The following is a 19,219-nucleotide window of genomic DNA, read 5'->3' as shown; positions in this document are numbered from 1 at the left end:
AGAGGAGCTTCGCCGCCCTCGATAACGCCTATTTCTCTACAACTGTCGAGTCGGGGGCGGTGGGGTGGTGGGGCGGTGGCCGGCGAGGACGGCGAAGCGCCAGGATTTGAAGAGGCAGTCGACGTTGGTGTAGCCGGCGTCGGTGAGCCAGTCGCACTGGACGGTGACCGGGGCGGGGCGGTCGTAGGACATCCGGTGGCGGGCGGCGTCGATTTCGGCCCGGTCGGAGCCGAGGGCGGTGATCTGGGCCAGCCACACCTCGGCGTACCGACGGTCGAGTTCGGGGGTGGGCCCGGCCACCTGCTCGGCGTTGACGAACACTCCGCCGGGGCGGAGCACGTCGAGTATCCGCCGGTAGAGCGCCTGTTTGCCGGGGTCGTCGAGGTGGTGCACGGCCAGCGCGGTGACCACCGCGTCGTAGCGGCCGTCGGGCAGCGGCCCGGCCAGATCGGCCACCTCGACCGTGTGCGGCACCCCCTGGGCAGTCAGGTGGTCGGTGGCGATCGCCAGCATCGCCGGTGCGGCGTCGAGCAGGGTGATCCGGGTGCCGGGAACGGCCGCGCCGACGAGCGACGAGAGCAGGCCGGTGCCGGCGCCGAGGTCGAGAACCTCGGGGGTACGACCAGCGGCCAAGGCCGCCCGCAGCACCGGTGCCGCCACCTCCACGGCGGTGCCGTAGAACTCGTCGAAGCACGGCACCAACCTGCGTCTGGCCTGGTCATAGGTGCCGGCGGCGGCCTCGAAGAGGTTCACCACACTCATCGCCACTCCTAAGATATGAGACGACTTTCCCATATTATAGGCCGGATCGACTAACCCGCTGCCCACACGGACTGTGAGCGCCTCTTAGCAGGCACGAAACAAAAGGGACCCGGCCGCGAAACCACCCCCGTCCACGCTTCGGACATGACGGACCTTGCGCGGGACACGACACACCCCGGTGTGTCGACACCCGGCGTAGCCATGTCAACACCAGACGTCGACACCCACTGCCCGTACTGCGCGCTGCAATGCGGGATGACGCTTCGCACCACACCGGAACGGGTCGAGGTCCGCTCCCGGCAGTTCCCCACCAACCGGGGCGGGCTGTGCCAGAAGGGCTGGACCGCGGCGGAACTGCTCGACCACCCCGACCGGCTGACCACCCCACTCGTACGCGACCCGCTCACCGGCGAACTGCGGCCGGCGACCTGGGACGAGGCACTGGACCGGGTGGCCACCACCATCACCGGACTCCAGGCGACACACGGCCCACACTCGGTCGCCGTGTTCGGCGGTGGCGGACTGACCAACGAGAAGGCGTACACGCTGGGCAAGTTCGCCCGGGTGGCGCTGCGTACCCGCAACATCGACTACAACGGCCGGTTCTGCATGTCCTCGGCCGCCGCCGCCGGCAACCGGGCCTTCGGCGTCGACCGGGGACTGCCGTTCCCGCTGGCCGACCTGGCCGGCGCGGACACCCTGCTGCTGGTCGGGGCGAACGTCGCCGAGACGATGCCGCCGCTGGTGCGCTACCTGGTCGAACAGAAGGCGCGCGGCGGCAACCTGATCGTGATCGATCCCCGGGTGACCGCCACCGCCCGCCACGCCACCCTGCACCTGCAACCCATGCCGGGCACCGATCTGGCGGTGGCCAACGCGCTGCTGCACATCGCCGTCACCGAGGGCTGGCTCGACCGGGACTACATCGAGAGCCGCACCGGCGGCTTCGACGCCGTACGCCGCAGCGTCGCCGGTTACTGGCCGGCGCGGGTCGAACGGCTCTCCGGCGTACCCGTGGCGGACCTGGAGGCGGCGGCCCGCGCCCTCGGCACCGCCGGCACCGCCATCATCCTGACCGCCCGCGGCGCCGAGCAGCACGCCAAGGGCGTCGACACGGTCACCGCGTTCATCAACCTCGCGCTCGCCCTCGGACTGCCCGGTCGCCCCGGCTCCGGGTACGGCTGCCTCACCGGCCAGGGCAACGGGCAGGGTGGCCGCGAGCACGGCCAGAAGGCCGACCAGTTGCCCGGCTACCGGCGGATCGACGACCCGGCGGCCCGCGCCCACGTGGCCGGCGTCTGGGGTGTGGAACCGGACGACCTGCCCGGTCCGGGCATCTCCGCCTACGAACTGCTCGACTCGATCGGCTCCCCGACCGGCCCCCGCGCGCTGCTGGTCTTCGGCTCCAACCCGGTCGTCTCCGCTCCCCGCGCCGGCCGGATTCAGCGCCGGCTGGCCGACCTCGACCTTCTGGTCGTCGCCGACTTCGTCCTCTCCGAGACCGCCGCCATGGCCGACGTGGTGCTGCCGACCGCGCAGTGGGCGGAGGAGGACGGCACGATGACCAACCTGGAGGGCCGGGTGCTGCGGCGACGGGCCCTGCGCCCGCCACCGGTCGGGGTCCGCACCGACCTGTGGGTCATCGCCGAACTGGCCCGCCGGCTCGGTGACAACGGAACGGGCGGCGGAGCCGAACGCGGCGGCGCCCCGAACCGGGCCGACGGAGACGGTACGGGCGGCAACGGCGGCGGGCCGAGGTTTTCGGCGGATCCGCGACTGGTGTTCGAGGAGTTGCGGCGGGCGTCGGCCGGTGGCATCGCCGACTACGCCGGGGTCACCTGGGAGCGGATCGACGCCGAGGACGGGGTGTTCTGGCCCTGTCCGGCGCAGGACCGGCCGGGCAGCCCGCGCCTCTTCACGGAGTCGTTCCCCACCCCGGACGGGCGGGCCCGGTTCGTGCCGGTCGAGCACCGGCCGGCCGCCGAGGAGGTCAGCCCGGACTATCCGCTCTACCTGACCACGGGGCGGGTGCTGGCCCAGTACCAGTCCGGGGCGCAGACGCGCAGGATCGGGCCGCTGCGGACCGCCGCGCCGAACGCGTACGTCGAACTGCATCCGGACCTGGCCCACCGGCTCGGCGTCGCCGACGGGGACGAGGTGACGGTCCACAGTAGACGGGGTGAGATGCGGGCGCCGGCCCGGCTCAGCGACACCATCCGGGTCGACACCGTCTTCGCCCCGTTCCACTGGGGCGGCGCCGCACGGGCCAACTCGCTGACCAACGACGCCCTCGACCCGACCTCGAAGATGCCCGAGTTCAAGGTCTGCGCGGTCCGGGTGGAGCGGGCATGACCGGGCGGGTGGTCATCGTGGGCTACGGCATGGCCGGTTCCCGGCTGGCCAGCGAGCTGCGCGCCCGCGACGGGGACCGGAAGATCGTGGTGCTCGGCGCCGAACCACACCGGGCGTACAACCGGATCATGCTGTCGAACCTGCTCGCCGGCAAGATCGACGAGACGCAGGTGGAGCTGACCGAGGCGGCCGGACACGGCGTCGACATCCGCCCCGGCGTCACCGTCACCGCGATCGACCCGGTGGCCGCGACGGTCACCACCGACCGGCACGACACGATCGAGTACGACCACCTCGTCCTCGCCACCGGCGCGCGGGCGCTGGTGCCGCCGCTACCCGGACTCGTACCCGATCCGGACCGGCTGCCCGACCGGGTGGTCGCCTTCCGTACCCTCGACGACTGCCGGCGGATCCTCGCCGCCGCGACCGGCGCGCGGACCGCGCTGGTGCTCGGCGGCGGCCTGCTCGGCCTGGAGGCGGCCCGAGGTCTGGCCACCCGCGGCCTCGACGTGCGGGTGGTCCACCCCGTCGGGCACCTGATGAACCGCCAACTCGACCCGGCCGCCGGTGCGGTGCTGGCCCGGACCCTGGCCGGGCTCGGCGTCACCAGCCACCTCGACACCTCCGCCACCGCCGTGCACGTCGACGACGACCGGGTCACCCTGGAACTCGCCGCCGGCCAGCGACTCAGCGCCGACCTGCTGGTGCTGGCCTGCGGCGTACGACCGGAGACCGGGCTGGCGCGAGCCGCCGGCCTGACCGTCGAACGGGGCGTCGTGGTCGACGACCGGCTCGGCACCAGCGACCCGCGGATCTTCGCCATCGGCGACTGCGCCCAGTACGAGGGGCAGCTCACCGGCCTGGTCGCGCCCGCCTGGGCCCAGGCCCGGGTGCTGGCGGAGGTGCTGACCGGTGACTCCACCGGCACCCGCTACCGGCCGCAGGCACCGGTGACCCGGCTCAAGGCGGCCGGGATCGACCTCGCGGCGATGGGCGACCTGACCCCCGTCGACGGCACCGAACCGGCGGTCGAGGAGCTGAGCTTCGCCGACCCGGCCCGGGGCACGTACGCCCGGCTGCGGATCGTCCGGGAACGACTGACCGGGGCGATCATGCTCGGCGACAACCCGGCCGTCGGCACCGTCATCCAACTCTTCGACCGGGGCAGCCCGGTGCCGATCGACCGCCGCGCCCTGCTGCTCGGCCGGGCCCTCGGCGACCGGTCGTCCGGCGCCCCGGCCGACTCACCCGCGCTGATGCCGGACGCCGCCACCGTCTGCCAGTGCAACACGGTCCGCAAGGGTGCCCTGGTGCGCTGCTGGCGCGCGGGCGCCCGGTCGGTCGACGACGTCGTCGCCGCCACCCGGGCCACCACCGGCTGCGGCAGCTGCCGCGACGCCGTCGAGGGAATCGTCAACTGGTTGTCCACAGCCGACTCCGCGGAGGTGTCCGGATGAACCGCATGAAACTCGTCGTGGTCGGGAACGGCATGGTCGGCCAACGCTTCGTCGAAGCGCTCCGGGCCCGCGACACCGACGGCCGCTGGCAGGTCACCGTGCTCGGCGAGGAAAGCCGGCCGGCGTACGACCGGGTCCGGCTCTCGGCATACCTGGACGGGGTGAGCGCCGAGGAACTCAGCCTGCACACCCCCGACGGCGGGGTCGACCACCGGCTCGGCGAACCCGTGCTCGGCATCGACCGGGACCGGCGACTGGTACACACCGACGCGGGCGAGTACCCGTACGACGCGCTGGTGCTGGCGACCGGCTCGTACCCGTTCGTGCCGCCGATCGACGGCGCCGCCCACCCCGACGGTGCCGGTGGCCTGCGGGCCGGGATGTTCGTCTACCGCACCCTGGACGACCTGGACGCGATCCGGGATTATGCGCGGGGGCGGCGCACCGGCACGGTCATCGGCGGCGGCCTGCTCGGTCTGGAGGCGGTCAACGCGCTGCGCCTGCTCGGCCTCGACACCCACCTGGTCGAGTTCGCCCCCCGGCTGATGCCGGTGCAGGTCGACGAGGCCGGTGGCGCGATGCTCCGCCGCTACGTCGACGAACTCGGGGTGGCGCTGCACCTCGGCGCCGCCACCACCGCGGTACGCCCCGGACCGGACGGCGCGGTGAGCGGGCTGGTCCTCTCCGACGGCGGCACCGTCGACACCGACCTGGTGGTGGTCGCCGCCGGCATCCGACCCCGCGACGTCCTGGCCCGGACCGCCGGCCTGGGAATCGGCCCGCGCGGCGGCGTCGAGGTGGACGAGACCTGCCGGACCGGTGACGCACGGATCTGGGCGATCGGCGAGTGCGCGGCCATCGCCGGTACCTGCTACGGCCTGGTCGCCCCCGGCTACGCGATGGCCGAGGTGGTCGCCGACCGGCTACTCGGCGGCACGGCGACCTTCCCCGGCGCCGACACCGCCACCAAACTCAAGCTGCTCGGGGTCGACGTGGCCTCGTTCGGCGACGCGCACGGCAGCACGCCCGGCAGCCTGGACGTCACCTGGACCGACCCGGCCACCCGCAGCTACGCCAAGCTCGTCCTCTCCGACGACGCGAAGACCCTGCTCGGCGGGGTGCTGGTCGGCGACGCGTCGGCGTACCCGACGCTGCGGGCCAGTGTCGGCGGACCGCTGCCCGGTCCCCCGCTGACCCTGCTCGCCCCGGCCGGGGAGGGCGGTGGCGCCGGCGGCGGCATCGCCGCGCTGCCCGGCACCGCCCAGGTCTGCTCCTGCAACGCGGTGACCAAGGACCAGATAGTGGCCGCCATCGCCGACGGCGCCGCCGACGTACCGGAGTTGAAGGCGTGCACCCGCGCCGGTACGAGCTGCGGCTCCTGCGTGCCGATGCTCAAACAACTGCTCGCCGTCTCCGGAGTGAAGCTGTCCAAGGCGATCTGCGAGCACTTCGACCAGAGCCGCCAGGAACTGTTCGACCTGATCCGGGTCCGGGGCATCCGTACGTTCTCCCAGCTCGTCGCCGACTACGGGCGCGGCCGGGGCTGCGACATCTGCAAGCCGGTGGTCGCCTCGATCCTCGCCTCGCTCGGCAACGGCTACGTGCTCGACGGGGAGCAGGCCGCCCTCCAGGACACCAACGACCACTTCCTGGCCAACATCCAGCGCGACGGGACGTACTCGGTGGTGCCGCGCATCCCCGGTGGCGAGATCACCCCGGAGAAGCTGATCGTCATCGGCGAGGTGGCCCGCGACTTCAACCTCTACACCAAGATCACCGGTGGACAGCGGATCGACCTGTTCGGGGCCCGGGTCGAACAACTCCCCCGGATCTGGCAACGACTGGTCGACGCCGGCTTCGAGTCCGGCCACGCGTACGGCAAGTCGCTGCGCACGGTGAAGTCCTGCGTCGGCGACACCTGGTGCCGGTACGGCGTACAGGACTCGGTCGCCCTGGCCATCGCCCTCGAACTGCGCTACCGGGGACTACGCGCCCCGCACAAGCTCAAGTCGGCGGTCTCCGGCTGCGCCCGCGAGTGCGCCGAGGCGCGGAGCAAGGACTTCGGCATCATCGCCACCGACCAGGGCTGGAACCTCTACCTCGGCGGCAACGGCGGCTTCCGGCCCCGGCACGCCGAACTCTTCGCCACCGACCTGTCCACCGAGGAACTGATCCGCTACCTCGACCGGTACCTGATGTTCTACATCCGTACGGCGGACCGGTTGCAGCGCACCGCCGGCTGGCTGGAGGCGATGGAGGGCGGCCTCGACCACCTCCGGTCGGTGATCGTCGACGACAGTCTCGGGCTCTGCGCGGAACTCGACGCCGAGATGGCCCGGCACGTCACCGACTACGCCGACGAATGGCGGGAAACCCTCGCCGACCCGGAACGGCTGGCCCGGTTCACCTCGTTCGTCAACGCGCCGGACACCCCCGACCCGTCGATCAGCTTCACCGTCGAACGGGGCCAACCCGTCCCCGCACCCACCGGACGCCGGCCGGTCGCCCTCGGCCTGCCCACCATGAGTAGCGCCGACCGGCCGCCGACGGCGATCCGGTCCGGAGAACCGAGCACCAGCGAGGGAGTACGCCGATGAGCCTGGACGGTGCCGCCGACCGGCGGTGGACACCGGTCTGCCCGTACCCCAGGGTGGAGCCGGAGCGGGGCGTCGCCGCGCTGGTCGGCGGCGAACAGGTGGCCGTCTTCCGGACCCACGACGGGCAGCTCTTCGCGATCGGCAACCGCGACCCGATCGGCGGCGCGTACGTGATGTCGCGCGGCATCGTCGGCAGCCGGGGCGACACCCCGACCGTCGCCTCCCCGCTGCACAAGCAGGTATACGACCTACGCACCGGCCGGTGCCTCGACGACCCCGAAGTGGCGGTGCCGACCTATCCCGTCCGCTGCCGGGACAACGTCGTCGAAATCGGCACCCGGCAGGAGACCTGATGTCCGACGAGCTGGCCGGATTCACCATCGGCGTGACCGCCGACCGGCGACGCGACGAACTCGCCGCACTACTCGAACGACGCGGTGCCCGGGTGGTGCTCGCCCCGGCACTGCGGATCGTGCCGCTGGCCGACGACTCCGAGCTGCGCGCCGCCACCCGCGCCTGCCTGGACAACCCGCCCGACGTGGTGATGGCGAACACCGGCATCGGCATGCGCGGCTGGCTGGAGGCCGCCGAGGGGTGGGGACTGGCCGAACCGTTGCGTTCGGTGCTCGCCGAGGCGTACATCGTCTCCCGGGGGCCGAAGGCGCGCGGCGCCATCCGGGCCGCCGGCCTGCACGACGAATGGTCGCCGCACTCGGAAAGCTGCGACGAGGTCGTCGACCACCTGCGGGAACGGGGCGTCGCCGGTCGGGTGGTCGCCATGCAGCTGCACGGCGAACGGCAACCCGAGTGCACCAGCGCGCTGGAGGCGGCCGGAGCCACCGTGATCGAGGTGCCGGTCTACCGCTGGGCGCCACCGACCGACCCGGCCCCGCTGCACCGGCTGGTCGACCTGATCACCGGGCGGCTGGTCGACGCGGTCACGTTCACCTCGGCCCCGGCCGCCGGCGCGCTGCTGCGCGCCGCCGGCCCCAGCGGCGACGCGGTACTGGAGGCGCTGCGGTCGGACGTACTGGCCGCCTGCGTCGGGCCGGTCACCGCCACCCCGCTGCGCCGGCAGGGCGTACCGGTGCTCACCCCGGCCAGGGCCCGACTCGGTGCCCTGGTCCGTACCATCGTCGACGAGCTGCCCCGGCGGGCGGTCAACGTGAAGGTCGCCGGGCACCTGCTCACCCTGCGCGGTCACGCCGCCGTGGTCGACGGCGACCTACGTCCGCTGGCACCGGCACCGATGGCGGTGCTCCGGGCGCTGGCCGCCACTCCGGGACGGGTGCTCTCCCGCGCCGACCTGCTGCGTACGCTGCCGCGCGGTGCCGACGAACACGCGGTCGAGATGGCCGTCGCCCGGCTCCGGGCCGCCCTGCGTACGCCGGGCGTGGTGCAGACCGTGGTGAAACGCGGGTACCGGCTACCGGTCGACTGACAGTCGTCGACCCTCGCCACCCGGTCGGCCCCTCCCCGAGGAGCCGACCGGGGCCCGTCCGGTCGATCCGACCGCACGGCCCCGGCCGGCGTACGTACCGAGGATCAGCCGACCGGGGTGGGGAAGCCCCGGCCGTGCTGCGCCTGCAGGGTCGCCATCGCGTGCTCGACCACGGTCACCAGCACCTGCTTGACCGATTCCCGGTGCCGGGCGTCGGTCATCACCAAGGGCACGTGCGGGGCGATGGCCAGGGCCTCCCGCACCTCCTCCGGTGCGTACTGCGGTGCTCCGTCGAAACGGTTCAACGCCACCACGTATGGCAGCTTCCGGTTCTCGAAATAGTCCAGCGGAGCGAACGCGTCGGTGATCCGTCGGGTGTCGACCAGTACGGCCGCACCCACCGCACCCCGGATGATCTCGTCCCACATGAACCAGAACCGGGTCTGCCCCGGTGTCCCGAACAGGTAGAGGATCAGATCCTGGGCCATGGTGATACGACCGAAGTCCATGGCGACCGTGGTGGTCTCCTTGCCCGGCACCTTCGACGGATCGTCGATGCCGACACCGGCCGCTGTCATCACCGCCTCGGTGGTCAGCGGAGTGATCTCCGAGACCGCGCCGACAAGCGTCGTCTTGCCCACACCGAAGCCGCCCGCAACCACAATCTTCGCGGAGGTGATCCCCCGGTTGCGGCGTGCCCCGACGGGGTCATAGCCTGCGAAGTCCACTTAGCACCCTCTCAAGCAGTTCCATCCGCTCCTCGTACGCTTCCGGGGGAGCGGCAGTGTGCAGCGTCAGCAAGCTGTCCGCCACCATGTCGGCGACCAGCACTCGGGCGACACCCAGCGGGAGCCGGGTGTACGCGGCGATCTCCGCCAGCGACTGCGCCCGGCCCTCGCAGACAGTGGCGATGCGGTGCTTGTCATGCCCGGCGAACCGGGACTCCGCAACCGCCGCCGGAGTCGCCGTGAGTACCGCCTCAAGGGCGATGTCCTGGCGAGGTTCGGTACGGCCGCGGGTGACCGCGTACGGCCGGACCAGCGCACCACGCGGATCCTCACGGCGCGGGGGGTAGTCCATTCTGCGGTCACCTCCTTCCGGTCAGGTTGCGGCGCCACCGACATCCGTCCTTGGTCAATTCCGTGCTAGGGGCGGGCGACGGCCTCGCGTGGCAACGGCACCAACGCGGCGCCGACCCGCTCGACCAGGAGCGCCATCTCGTAACCCACCTGGCCGACATCGCAACTCCGGGCGGCCAGTACGGCCATCGACGAACCGTCACTGATCGACATGAGGAACAGGTAACCGCTGTCCATCTCGATGACGGTCTGCAGCACCCCACCGGCGCTGAACATCCGGGAAGCGCCATCGGTCAGACTGACCACGCCCGAGGTGATCGCGGCGAGCTGGTCGGCGCGGTCCTGCGGCAGGTCGCGCGAGGAGGCGAGAAGCAGCCCGTCGGCCGAGACGGCCACCACGTGCGCGATCCCCGCCACACTGTCGGCGAAGTTGCTGAGCAGCCAACCCATGTCCTGCATCGCTGCTGGCCTGTTCATCGGCTCGTCTCCTTGGTTGATGTCGTGCCGTTCTGCTCACTGCCGGCCGTACGGCCGCGTTGCACACCGCGGTGATAGGCCGACAGCAGTCCCCGTACCTCGTCCGGAGTTCTACGGCTCGGTGCGTTACCGGGCTTCGTCTCGACGCCGCCGGGCACGAGTTGCGCCTGCGGCACCCGCTTGGGCAGACCGGATCGGGTGGTACCCGAGGCGGCCGGCTCGGCCGCCCGGGTGGCCCGGGCCCAGCCCTCGTCGGCGGCCGTCCGCCAGGCCTCCGTACCGGTGCTGGCCGGGGCGGTGACCGCCGCTGCCACCGGTTCGGGTGCCCGAACCGGCGCGGCCGGCGTCTGCGGCGCGGTGTAGCCCGGTGTGGTGGTCTGGCCGGGGGTGCGTGCCGGCAGGGTGGCCCGGCCGCGAGCGGCGACGCTCTCCGCCAGGCTGGCCCGTTGCGCGGCCGTCTCGGCGCCGCGCGGTGCCGGAACGGTACGCCCGGCCGGCGGTGGTGGTGTCTGGTAGCCGCCCGGCGGGACGTTGAAGATGGCGGTCGAGTCCTGACCGTGGGAGCGGAACCAGACCGCTTCCATCTCCCGGAAGATCGGCGCCTCGCCCTGTTCCGCCGCCCGAGGTGCGGGTGCCGGAGCGGGCGGTGCGACCGGGGGTGCCGGGGGTGCCGGCGGCGGCGTCGCGGCCATGCCGGCGACCGGTCCGGCCGGCAGCCCGGCCGACGGCGTCGACATCGGTGTGGCCGGTGCCGGGCTGGGAGCCATTCCGGCACCGACGGTCCGCTGCGGCAGCGAACGGACCGTGGGGTACGCCATGGTCGGCGCACCGGCGTGGCTGTCCACCGGTGCGATCAGCGTGGGGTGGGTGGCCTGCGGCGGCGGGGTGACCAGCGGGTGCGCGGCGGTCGGCTGCGCGGCCAGCTGGTGGGTGACGGGCGCGGCGGTGGCGGCGACCGGCATGGTGGTGTCCCGCGCGTCGGCGGTCTGCCACTGCATCGGCTGCGGCTGCGCGGGCGGGGTGGTACGCCACTGGTCGGTCAGGGTGGCGGCCGAGGTACGGCCGGCACCGACCGGGGTCATCGGCTCCGACCAGCTCGGACCGGCCGGCAGTGCGGCCGCCGGACCCGGCTCGACCGCGAGCGGCTGCCGGGGGCGGGTGGCGAGTGGTTCGCGTCCCCGCAGCTGCGGGAGCACCACGGTCTCGGCGGGCAGGGTGACCTGGGCCACCGTGCCGCCCTCGACGTTGCGGCGCAGTTCCACCCGGATGCCGTACCGGGAGGCGAGCCGGCTCACCACGGCCAGACCCATCAGTCGGAACGCGGCCACGTCCACGGTCGGCGGGGCGGCCAGCCGGCGGTTGAGCGCCTCCAGCTGTTCCTCGCTCAGGCCCAGGCCACGGTCCTCGACCTGGATCAGCACGTAGTCGCGGATCCGCCGGGCGTCGGCGACCACCACCGTGTTCGGAGACGAGAACCGGGTCGCGTTGTCGAGCAGCTCGGCGACCAGCCGGACCACGTCGTTGACCGCGTGCGCGGCCACCGAGATGTCCGTGTCGACGGTGCCGAACTCGATCCGGTTGTACGCCTCGACCTCGGACTGGGCGGCGCGCAGGGCGTCGACCAGCAGCGCGTCGTCGCGACGCGGTGCGGTGGAGTCGGCACCGGCGAGGACCAGCAGGTTCTCGTCGTTACGGCGCATTCGGGTGGCCAGGTGGTCCAACTCGAAGAGCTGGGCCAACCGCTTCGGGTCCTCCTCGCCACGCTCGATCATGTCGAGCTCGCCGATCATGCGGTCGACCAGCGCCTGGCTTCGACGGGCCAGGTTGAGGAACATCGCCGAAACGCTGGTCCGCAGGGCGGCCTGCTCGGCCGCGACCCGGACGGCTTCCCGGTGTACGACGTTGAAGGCGAGCGCGACCTGCCCGATCTCGTCCTTGTTGTTCAGCCGGATCGGGTCCCGGACCTGGCGGACGATCTCCTCCACGCCGCCGTCACCGATGCTGCCGACGTTCTGCAGCCGGGCGACCGCGTCCGGCAGGTCGTGGTTGGCCACCGAGAGGGCGCCCTCCCGCAGCCGACGCAGCGAGGCGTTCAGCGAACGGGCCAGGATGACGGCGAGCGCGATGGCGACGATCAGTGTGATCAACACCACGATCGACTCCAACACGGCCTGCCGGATCACGTCCGACTGGGCCTGGTCGGCCTGGGCGAGCAGTTCGGCCTCCAGCTGGACTTCCGCCCAGCGCATCAGGTCGATGACCGCGCCGATCGCCTCCGAGGTGCTCTTGGCGAAGGCGGCGTTGGTCGGTTGGCCGACCGCGCGGGCGACGTCGGTGGCGGCCCGTTCGGCCAGCGTCACGGCGTCACCGCTGTAGGTCTTGTCCACCAGTTCGTTCTGGCTGGCCGAGGCGGCCAGCTCGAAGGAGGTCAGAGCCTCCTGCTGGCTGGTCTGGGTGGCCACGAACGACGAGTACTGCTCCTCGTCGAGCCGGGCCGAGCGCAACGCGGTGAAGCCGACCGCCTGCTCCTCGGCGGCACCCGCCTTGGCGCGGGCGAAGGCGGCGACGGCCCGGAGGCTGTCCGCGACCCGGCCCTCACCGGAGAGTTCACCGAGGGTCTCGCCGTAGGCGCCGAGGTCGGTGAGGATCACGCCGTAGCGCAGCACCGCCTCGACCACCAGCATCTGCTTGCGGTCGAGCACCTCCTGGCGGGTGTTGTTCAGGGTCGCCAGGTGGTCATCGATCTTGCCGATCCGGGTCTGCATCGACTCCGGCACGTCGCCGATGGCGTTGCGCTCGTCGCCGTACGCGGTGATCTGCTCGTCCGTACGCCGGACGGCCAGGTTGTACGCGTCCGCGTTCGCGGCGGGATCGGCCAGGTAGGTGGCCGCGGCCATCCGTTCCTTGTGCAGATCCTGGGTGAGGGCCGAGACGTCGATCGAGAGCGCGGTCAGCGACCGGATCATGTTCGCGTCGTAGGCCGTCTGCCCGACGTCGACCAACCGGACGGTGGCCAGCGCGAGGACCGCCGCGACCGGCACCACCAGGATGAGCGCCAGTTTGGACCGAATCCTGGTGTCCCGAAGTCGGGGCAGCCAGCGGCGCCGTGCCCCGTGCTCCGGCGGGCCGTTTTCGGGCAGGGTCGTAGGTCCGGTGCTCACGACATCGCCTCCGTCGTTTCTTCCACGCGTGGCCACCCCTCCGGTGCCTGCTGCCACGGATGGGACCGCACGCGGCACGGCCGCGATTTCATCAGAAGCAGGCCGATTTGGGAAGCGGCGGTACGGCAGGAATCGGTCGGACGGGACTGAACCACTACTCTGCTCACCGAAACCCTTCTATTCACGGGCCCCTGAACTGGGCAAATATCGTCAGAGTGGTCGTTTGCATCTGGAAAGTTAACGCCCGCAAACACCGGCCGCCGCCAGCATGTGGGATCGGCGTCCCGAATGTAGGATCGCCGTCCTGAAACATGCTCGACTACGCCCGCTTGACCCGGGCGCTCGCCATTGGCAAGGTTTTCCAGGTTTGAAGGCTTCGCGCACACCGTACGACAGACCACCCCCGTCGCTCTACTGAGGACGGAATTCGTCGCCGGTGACCGGGCACCCCGCCCTAGCCGCGCACATGGAGGACTGAGTTGACGCCCATCCGCTCCGCGACACTCACGGTGCTCGCCTCGGCCATTCTGGCCACGTCGCTCACCGGCTGCCAGTTCAGCAGCGATCCGCAGGACACCGGCGAGATCGTTGTCCGCGCCGACCTGGAACTCTCCGGCGCGTCGGCGCCGGTCGGCGAGGCGTACAAGCGCGCCCTTGAACTCAAGGTCGAGCAGATCAACGAGTCTGGTGTACTCGGTGGCCGGACGCTCTCCCTGACCGTCAAGGACAACCGCTCCGACCCGAACGAATCGCTGCGCAACATCGCCGAGTTCGCCGCCGATCCCACGGTCAGCGCCATCATCATGGGCAGCTGCGACGCGTGCGCGGTGGCGGCCGCACCCGCGATCAACGACAAGAAGATCCCGACCGTCGCACTGGCCTCGGCCAACAACGTGGCCACCCCGATCACTGACCGACGCTATGTGTTCAAGCTGGCACCGAACGCGGCCGACAGTGCCGCCGCCCTGGTCGCCGAACTGAGGCTCCGGCCGGCAATCAAAAAGGTCGGCGTGATCTACACCGATCACACGTACGGTCGTGACGGCCAGGGGGCGCTGAAGGCCGAACTGGAGAAGGCCAGGTACAAGGTCGCCCCCCCGCAAGGGATCAAACCGACCGACACCGACCTCACCGGACCGGTGGCCGCGATGATCGAGGCCAAGGCGGATGCGATCATCGTATGGACGAACCCCGAACAATCGATCCTGACCGCGACCCAGGCTCGGGCGGACAATTTCCAGGGCCAACTCTTCTTCGACGCGGGAGCAGCCGGTGACCTGTTCCTGGAAGGCGCGGGCGGGCAGGCCGCAGAGAACACCACAATGGTGTTCAGCCAGACCATGGTGATCGACGACGTCATCGCGACGACGCCCGCCAAGGCCGCGCGCAAGCAGTGGTTCCGGGACTACACCGCCCGGTTCGGTGGTTACTACGGCAGTTCCTCGTTCGCGGCGGACGCGCTCCAGCTCATCACCGACGCCGCCATCCGTTCCGGCAGCACCACCGAGAGCGTCGACCGCGACGGAATCCGCGACGTCCTGGAAACCTCGCAGCTGGACGGCCTCAGCGGCCCGATCCGGATGACCCCGGACAACCACTCCGGCCTGATGCCACAGGCGCTGAGCATGCTGGTGGCCCGCGGTGGCCGCTGGCGTCTGGCCAGCTGACCGACGGCTCCACCGGACGGCTGTACGGCGGCCACGGATCGCCCCGCAAGGGGGTCCGTGGCCGCCGCCGTCTGCCACCACCCGGGCGGAAACCCGGACACGGACGACGCCGGTGGTGCCGGCGCCGGCACGGCCCGCGGGACGACGCTCACCGCGCCGAGGTGGTCTCCCGTACCCACGGCAGGGTCAGGTGCTCCACCAGGACCAGGGCGTAGTAGAGCACGATGCTCATGACCCCGATGAGCAGGATCGCCACCCACGCGGTGGCACTGTCACCCTGTCCACCGAACTGGATGATCTGCGTACCCAGGCCCTTTCCGGCGCCGGCCTGGAACTCCCCGATCACCGCGCCGATCGCGGCCAGCGGCATGGCGACCTTCAGGCCGACGAAGATCTGCGGCAGCGCGGCCGGCAGCCGTACCTTGCGGAACGCCTGGATCCGCGACGCGCTCAGCGACTTGGCCAGCTCGACCAGGTCGGCGGGGGTGGTGGTCAGCCCGGTCGTGGTGGCCAGCACGATCGGGAAGAAGCAGAGCAGGAACACCATGATCAGAATTGGCTGCTGTCCCCAGCCGAAGGCGAAGACCAGCAGCGGCGCGATCGTCACCTTCGGGATGGCGTTGATCCCGATCAGCAGCGGGGAGAACATCCGCTCCAGCGTCTGCGAGACGGCCAGGGCCAGCCCGATCAGGATCCCGGCCACGGTGGAGAGCAGGAAGCCGGTCAGCGTCTCCAGCCCGGTCTCCAGCAACCCTTCGAAGAGCAGGCCCGGCCTGGCGACGAACGCGTCCAGCACGTCGCCCGGTGGTGGCAGCACCGCCGGATGGATCAGCGGGAACACGTCGGTGGAGAGCCACCATACGACGATCGTGACCACGATCCCGACCACGGGCCAGACAGCCACCCACGCCAGCGACCCACCGACCCGACGCTCCCGGCTCGCCGTCGTGGGCACCCTGGGTCGAACCTCGGTCAACTCGGCCATTTCTCGGTCTCACACTCCTCATTCGGTCCGGCGATCGGCCGGCTCCTCATTCGGTCCGGCCGTCGGCCGGCTCTACGTCCGGTCCGGCCGTCGGCCGGAGCAGAACGGGGGTACACCCGCCGGTGTGACCGGTGGGTGTACCCCCGTGACGCTGGAACGATCAGGCCTTCGGCGTCAGGCTGACGTCGATGAGCTGCTCGGGGGTCAGGCCCGGCGGGATCGCGCCGGCACCCTGGAGGATCGCGATGCTGCGGGCGACCCGGTCGATGTCGATGGTGCCGACAGCCGCGCCCGTACCGGCGGAACGGACGAACGCCGCCATCAGCTCACACTCGGCGGCAGCCGCCGCGGGGATCGTGGCCGGGACGTTCTTGGCCAGGATCTCGCCGGCTTCCTTCGGGTTGTCGATGCTGGCGACGAGGCCCTTGATCAGCGCGGCGGTGAAGCGCTTGACCTTCTCCGGGTCCTCCTTGGCGATCTTGGTGGAGGTCACCAGCACGTTGCCGTAGAGGTCGGTCATCACGTCGCTGTACGGCAGCACGACGGCCTTCTTGCCCTTCGCCACGGCCTCGACGGTGGGCTTGCCCACGACGAACTGCCCGATGCCCGCGGCCTGGCCGGAGGCGAGCGTGGCGATCAGCTGAGCCGGCTCGCCGTTCTGCCAGTTGACCTTGTTCGCGTCGATGCCGGCCAGCTTGGCGTACGTCGGGAACAGGTTGCGCACCACCGAGCTGGGGCTGTCGACGAGCGTCTTGCCCTCAAGGTCCTTCGGGGTGGTGATGCCCTTGTCATCAAGGGTGATGATCGCGGCCATGGTCCGCTGCTGGATGCCCGCGACCACGGTCACGTCCTTGGCCTCCGCACTCCCGGTGCCCCGGGCCTGCAGGATGCCGGTGAGGTCGAGCGGGGTGAACATCGCGGTGCCGGTGGCGATCGCCTTGAGGTTGCTCAGGGTGCCGCTGCCCGGCTTGATGTCGACCTCGAACCCGGCCTCCTTGAAGTAGCCCTTGTCCTTGGCGACGTACGCGTACGCGTCCCGGCCGAAGTTGGCGAACGAGGTCAGGTAGGTGACCTTCTCCAGCGTCTTGTTGTCACCGCCACCGCTGGCCGTGTCGGAACCATCCGAACCACTGCAACCGGTCGCGATGACCAAAGTGCTGGCCAGGGCAGCGATGGCGAACGTGCGGGTGAGCCTGTTCATGAACACCATTTCCTTTCGACCGGCGGCTTTCGACCGTCCGGAGGGGCCGTGTGGGGCGGGGCGGCTCGGGGCCGGGGGGTGGGCGCCGGGCCGTGGTTAAGGAAACTTCGCGGGCACAGCGTACGAGAAGCCCACCTTTGCCCCGCCAGGCGTGTCATGTTGCGGAACGGAAACAAACTGGTATCGCCCCCCGGGGTGTCCGTTCGCCGACATTCCGGATAACCTGTCCGGGCCGTTGACCTGCCTACGTTGGATGGGGAGCCTGCCGGATGATCCGACTCGCGGGGGTGTCCCGTACCTTCACTGGGCGATCGGGCACCGTGGAAGCGTTGCGTGGCATCGATTTGGACGTCGCCGAGGGCGAGTTCGTGGCGATTCTCGGTCGCTCCGGCTGCGGTAAGTCCACTCTGCTCCGACTCATCGCCGGCCTACTACCGACCACCGAAGGCGAGATTACCGTCGGTGGCGAAAGGGTTACTAAAACCCGACGCGACATCGCCATGCTGTTCCAGCGCCCCGCCCTACTGCCCTGGCGATCGGTGCTCGACAACGTACTGCTGCCGGTGGAAATCTTCGGCTGGCGCCGCGCGAGTCACCGGGCCCGCGCGATGGAACTCCTGGAAATGACCGGCCTCGGCGGTTTCGAGAAGCGGCTGCCGCACGAACTCTCCGGCGGCATGCAACAGCGGGTCTCCCTCTGCCGGTCACTGATCGGCAATCCCCGGGTGATGCTGATGGACGAACCGTTCTCCGCCCTCGACGCCCTCACCCGTGAGGAACTGTCGGTGGAACTGCAGCGGGTACACATGGAGAACGCCGCCACGATCGTGTTCGTCACCCACTCGATCGACGAGGCCGTGCTGCTGGCCGACCGGGTGGTCGTACTCAGCCCGCGTCCCGGCCGGATCCGCAAGGTGGTCGACATCAACATTCCCCGACCGCGCACCCTGGGCCGCAACGCCCACCTCGAAGAGGTGGCCCGTTGCAGCGCCGACCTGCACGAGCTACTGATGGAGCGCGATTCCCCGGCGGCAGCCGGGACGAGAGGTCGATAAACGTGCGAGTTTCCCTCTTCACCGAGCCGCATCGCGGCGCCACCTACGACGACCAACTCCGCATGGCCCGCCTCGCCGAGGACAGCGGCTTCGAGGGCTGGCTGCGCGCCGACCACTACCAGTCGATGGGCGCCGACCCCGGACTGCCCGGACCGACCGACGCCTGGGTCACCCTCGCCGGGCTGGCCCGGGAAACCTCACGGATCAGGCTCGGCACCCTGGTCACCTCCTCCACCTTCCGGCTGCCCGGCCCGCTCGCGGTGATCGTCGCGCAGGTGGACCAGATGAGCGGCGGCCGGGTCGACCTCGGCATCGGCGCCGGCTGGTACGAGCGCGAGCACCTGTCGTACGGCATCCCGTTCCCCCCGGTCGGCGAACGGTTCAACCGGCTGGCCGAACAACTCGCCGTGGTGACCGGCCTGTGGCGTACGCCGCTCGGCGAACGGTTCAACCACCAGGGCGAGTACTACCAGCTCGTCGACGCACCGGCCCTGCCCAAGCCGGTCCAGGTGCCCGGCCCACCGATCATCGTCGGCGGCAAGGGCCTGAAGCGGACCCCGGCGCTGGCCGCCCGCTTCGCGCACGAGTTCAACATGCCCTTCAAGTCGGTCAAGGAAACCGCCGAGGCGTACGAGCGGGTACTGGGCGCGTGCGACAAGGTGGACCGGGCCGCGAACGGCCTGGACCCACTGGTTCTCTCCAGCGGCATCGTGGTCGCGATCGGCCGGAACGAGGCCGAGGCCCAGCGCCGCGCGGCCCCGCTGCACGAGAAGAGCGCACTGCCGCCGGAGGACCCGGTAATCGGCTCGCCGGGCCAGCTGGTCGAGCGGATCGGGGAGTTCGCCGAGATCGGCACCGGTCGGGTGCACCTCCGGCTGACCGACCTGACCGACCTCGACCACCTGGAACTCATCGCCAGCGAGGTGCTGCCGCAACTGGGTGTCACCACCTGACGGGGCAGCCGAAGTAGTCGCCGACGCGCTGG

14 protein-coding genes and 1 pseudogene are annotated in these 19,219 nt (G+C 71.0%); 8 read left to right on the top strand and 7 right to left on the bottom strand.

Translation table 11 applies throughout. The features are described 5' to 3' along the window. Positions 1-36: 36 nt before the first annotated feature. A complete protein-coding gene (locus ACZ6QQ_RS35355; RefSeq protein ID WP_465882262.1) occupies positions 37-762 on the bottom strand; it encodes a class I SAM-dependent methyltransferase in 726 nt (241 codons plus the stop codon). Positions 763-906: 144 nt separating this feature from the next. On the opposite strand from ACZ6QQ_RS35355, the gene ACZ6QQ_RS35350 reads away from it, so the two are divergent. The 5 genes and pseudogenes from ACZ6QQ_RS35350 to ACZ6QQ_RS35330 all read left to right on the top strand — a co-directional run bounded on the left by ACZ6QQ_RS35350 (position 907) and on the right by ACZ6QQ_RS35330 (position 8,609). Further along, positions 907-3,114 (top strand): molybdopterin oxidoreductase family protein, encoded by a 2,208-nt coding sequence (locus ACZ6QQ_RS35350; RefSeq protein WP_465882260.1) that lies wholly within the window; start codon positions 907-909, stop codon positions 3,112-3,114. Further along, positions 3,111-4,571: an FAD-dependent oxidoreductase gene (locus tag ACZ6QQ_RS35345; protein WP_465882259.1), complete on the top strand. Its 1,461-nt coding sequence runs from the start codon at positions 3,111-3,113 to the stop codon at positions 4,569-4,571. Before ACZ6QQ_RS35350 ends, ACZ6QQ_RS35345 begins: the two co-directional genes overlap by 4 nt. Next, a pseudogene (nirB, locus tag ACZ6QQ_RS35340) lies at positions 4,568-7,090 on the top strand (nitrite reductase large subunit NirB); the annotation flags it as partial. The gene ACZ6QQ_RS35345 and the pseudogene nirB, both read left to right, overlap by 4 nt. A 74-nt stretch (positions 7,091-7,164) precedes the next feature. Beyond that, positions 7,165-7,521, top strand: a complete 357-nt coding sequence (nirD, locus tag ACZ6QQ_RS35335) for a nitrite reductase small subunit NirD (protein ID WP_465882257.1) — start codon at positions 7,165-7,167, stop codon at positions 7,519-7,521. After that, entirely contained in the window at positions 7,521-8,609 is a 1,089-nt protein-coding gene (locus ACZ6QQ_RS35330) for a uroporphyrinogen-III synthase (protein WP_465882255.1), read from the top strand. Before nirD ends, ACZ6QQ_RS35330 begins: the two co-directional genes overlap by 1 nt. Positions 8,610-8,713: 104 nt before the next feature. Here ACZ6QQ_RS35330 and ACZ6QQ_RS35325 read toward each other — a convergent pair whose 3' ends face one another. The 4 genes from ACZ6QQ_RS35325 to ACZ6QQ_RS35310 form a co-directional block, all read right to left on the bottom strand. Continuing rightward, the gene (locus ACZ6QQ_RS35325) at positions 8,714-9,337 is read right to left on the bottom strand and encodes a GTP-binding protein (RefSeq protein WP_121158448.1); all 624 of its coding nucleotides are present in this window, start codon (positions 9,335-9,337) and stop codon (positions 8,714-8,716) included. Then, a complete protein-coding gene (locus ACZ6QQ_RS35320) occupies positions 9,318-9,689 on the bottom strand; it encodes a DUF742 domain-containing protein (protein ID WP_326561054.1) in 372 nt (123 codons plus the stop codon). The genes ACZ6QQ_RS35325 and ACZ6QQ_RS35320 overlap by 20 nt, the downstream gene beginning before the upstream one ends. Before the next feature lie 65 nt (positions 9,690-9,754). Continuing rightward, the gene (locus ACZ6QQ_RS35315; protein WP_326561055.1) at positions 9,755-10,165 is read right to left on the bottom strand and encodes a roadblock/LC7 domain-containing protein; all 411 of its coding nucleotides are present in this window, start codon (positions 10,163-10,165) and stop codon (positions 9,755-9,757) included. After that, positions 10,162-13,326 (bottom strand): sensor histidine kinase, encoded by a 3,165-nt coding sequence (locus ACZ6QQ_RS35310; protein ID WP_465882253.1) that lies wholly within the window; start codon positions 13,324-13,326, stop codon positions 10,162-10,164. The genes ACZ6QQ_RS35315 and ACZ6QQ_RS35310 overlap by 4 nt, the downstream gene beginning before the upstream one ends. A gap of 479 nt (positions 13,327-13,805) precedes the next feature. On the opposite strand from ACZ6QQ_RS35310, the gene ACZ6QQ_RS35305 reads away from it, so the two are divergent. Further along, positions 13,806-14,993, top strand: coding sequence for an ABC transporter substrate-binding protein (locus ACZ6QQ_RS35305; RefSeq protein ID WP_465882251.1), 1,188 nt, complete (start codon positions 13,806-13,808; stop codon positions 14,991-14,993). Between the two features lie 148 nt (positions 14,994-15,141). Here ACZ6QQ_RS35305 and ACZ6QQ_RS35300 read toward each other — a convergent pair whose 3' ends face one another. Together ACZ6QQ_RS35300 and ACZ6QQ_RS35295 are read right to left on the bottom strand one after the other, a co-directional pair. Continuing rightward, positions 15,142-15,969, bottom strand: a complete 828-nt coding sequence (locus ACZ6QQ_RS35300; protein WP_465882318.1) for an ABC transporter permease — start codon at positions 15,967-15,969, stop codon at positions 15,142-15,144. Between the two features lie 169 nt (positions 15,970-16,138). Next, positions 16,139-17,179: an ABC transporter substrate-binding protein gene (locus tag ACZ6QQ_RS35295; RefSeq protein ID WP_465882250.1), complete on the bottom strand. Its 1,041-nt coding sequence runs from the start codon at positions 17,177-17,179 to the stop codon at positions 16,139-16,141. A gap of 269 nt (positions 17,180-17,448) precedes the next feature. Here ACZ6QQ_RS35295 and ACZ6QQ_RS35290 point away from each other — a divergent pair, with 269 nt between their 5' ends. Together ACZ6QQ_RS35290 and ACZ6QQ_RS35285 are read left to right on the top strand one after the other, a co-directional pair. After that, positions 17,449-18,234, top strand: a complete 786-nt coding sequence (locus tag ACZ6QQ_RS35290; protein WP_465882248.1) for an ABC transporter ATP-binding protein — start codon at positions 17,449-17,451, stop codon at positions 18,232-18,234. A gap of 2 nt (positions 18,235-18,236) precedes the next feature. Continuing rightward, entirely contained in the window at positions 18,237-19,187 is a 951-nt protein-coding gene (locus tag ACZ6QQ_RS35285) for an LLM class F420-dependent oxidoreductase (protein WP_465882247.1), read from the top strand. Positions 19,188-19,219: the final 32 nt, after the last annotated feature.

Source organism: Micromonospora sp. NPDC049529, from assembly GCF_055586685.1.
This window is presented reverse-complemented; position numbering and strand designations above follow the sequence as displayed.

Coding starts and splice junctions, on each gene's coding strand:
- ACZ6QQ_RS35355 (WP_465882262.1), bottom strand. CDS start 762: ATGAGTGTGGTGAACCTCTTCGAGGCCGCCGCCGGCACCTATGACCAG.
- ACZ6QQ_RS35345 (WP_465882259.1), top strand. CDS start 3,111: ATGACCGGGCGGGTGGTCATCGTGGGCTACGGCATGGCCGGTTCCCGG.
- nirD (WP_465882257.1), top strand. CDS start 7,165: ATGAGCCTGGACGGTGCCGCCGACCGGCGGTGGACACCGGTCTGCCCG.
- ACZ6QQ_RS35315 (WP_326561055.1), bottom strand. CDS start 10,165: ATGAACAGGCCAGCAGCGATGCAGGACATGGGTTGGCTGCTCAGCAAC.
- ACZ6QQ_RS35320 (WP_326561054.1), bottom strand. CDS start 9,689: ATGGACTACCCCCCGCGCCGTGAGGATCCGCGTGGTGCGCTGGTCCGG.
- ACZ6QQ_RS35295 (WP_465882250.1), bottom strand. CDS start 17,179: ATGAACAGGCTCACCCGCACGTTCGCCATCGCTGCCCTGGCCAGCACT.
- ACZ6QQ_RS35330 (WP_465882255.1), top strand. CDS start 7,521: ATGTCCGACGAGCTGGCCGGATTCACCATCGGCGTGACCGCCGACCGG.
- ACZ6QQ_RS35350 (WP_465882260.1), top strand. CDS start 907: ATGACGGACCTTGCGCGGGACACGACACACCCCGGTGTGTCGACACCC.
- ACZ6QQ_RS35290 (WP_465882248.1), top strand. CDS start 17,449: ATGATCCGACTCGCGGGGGTGTCCCGTACCTTCACTGGGCGATCGGGC.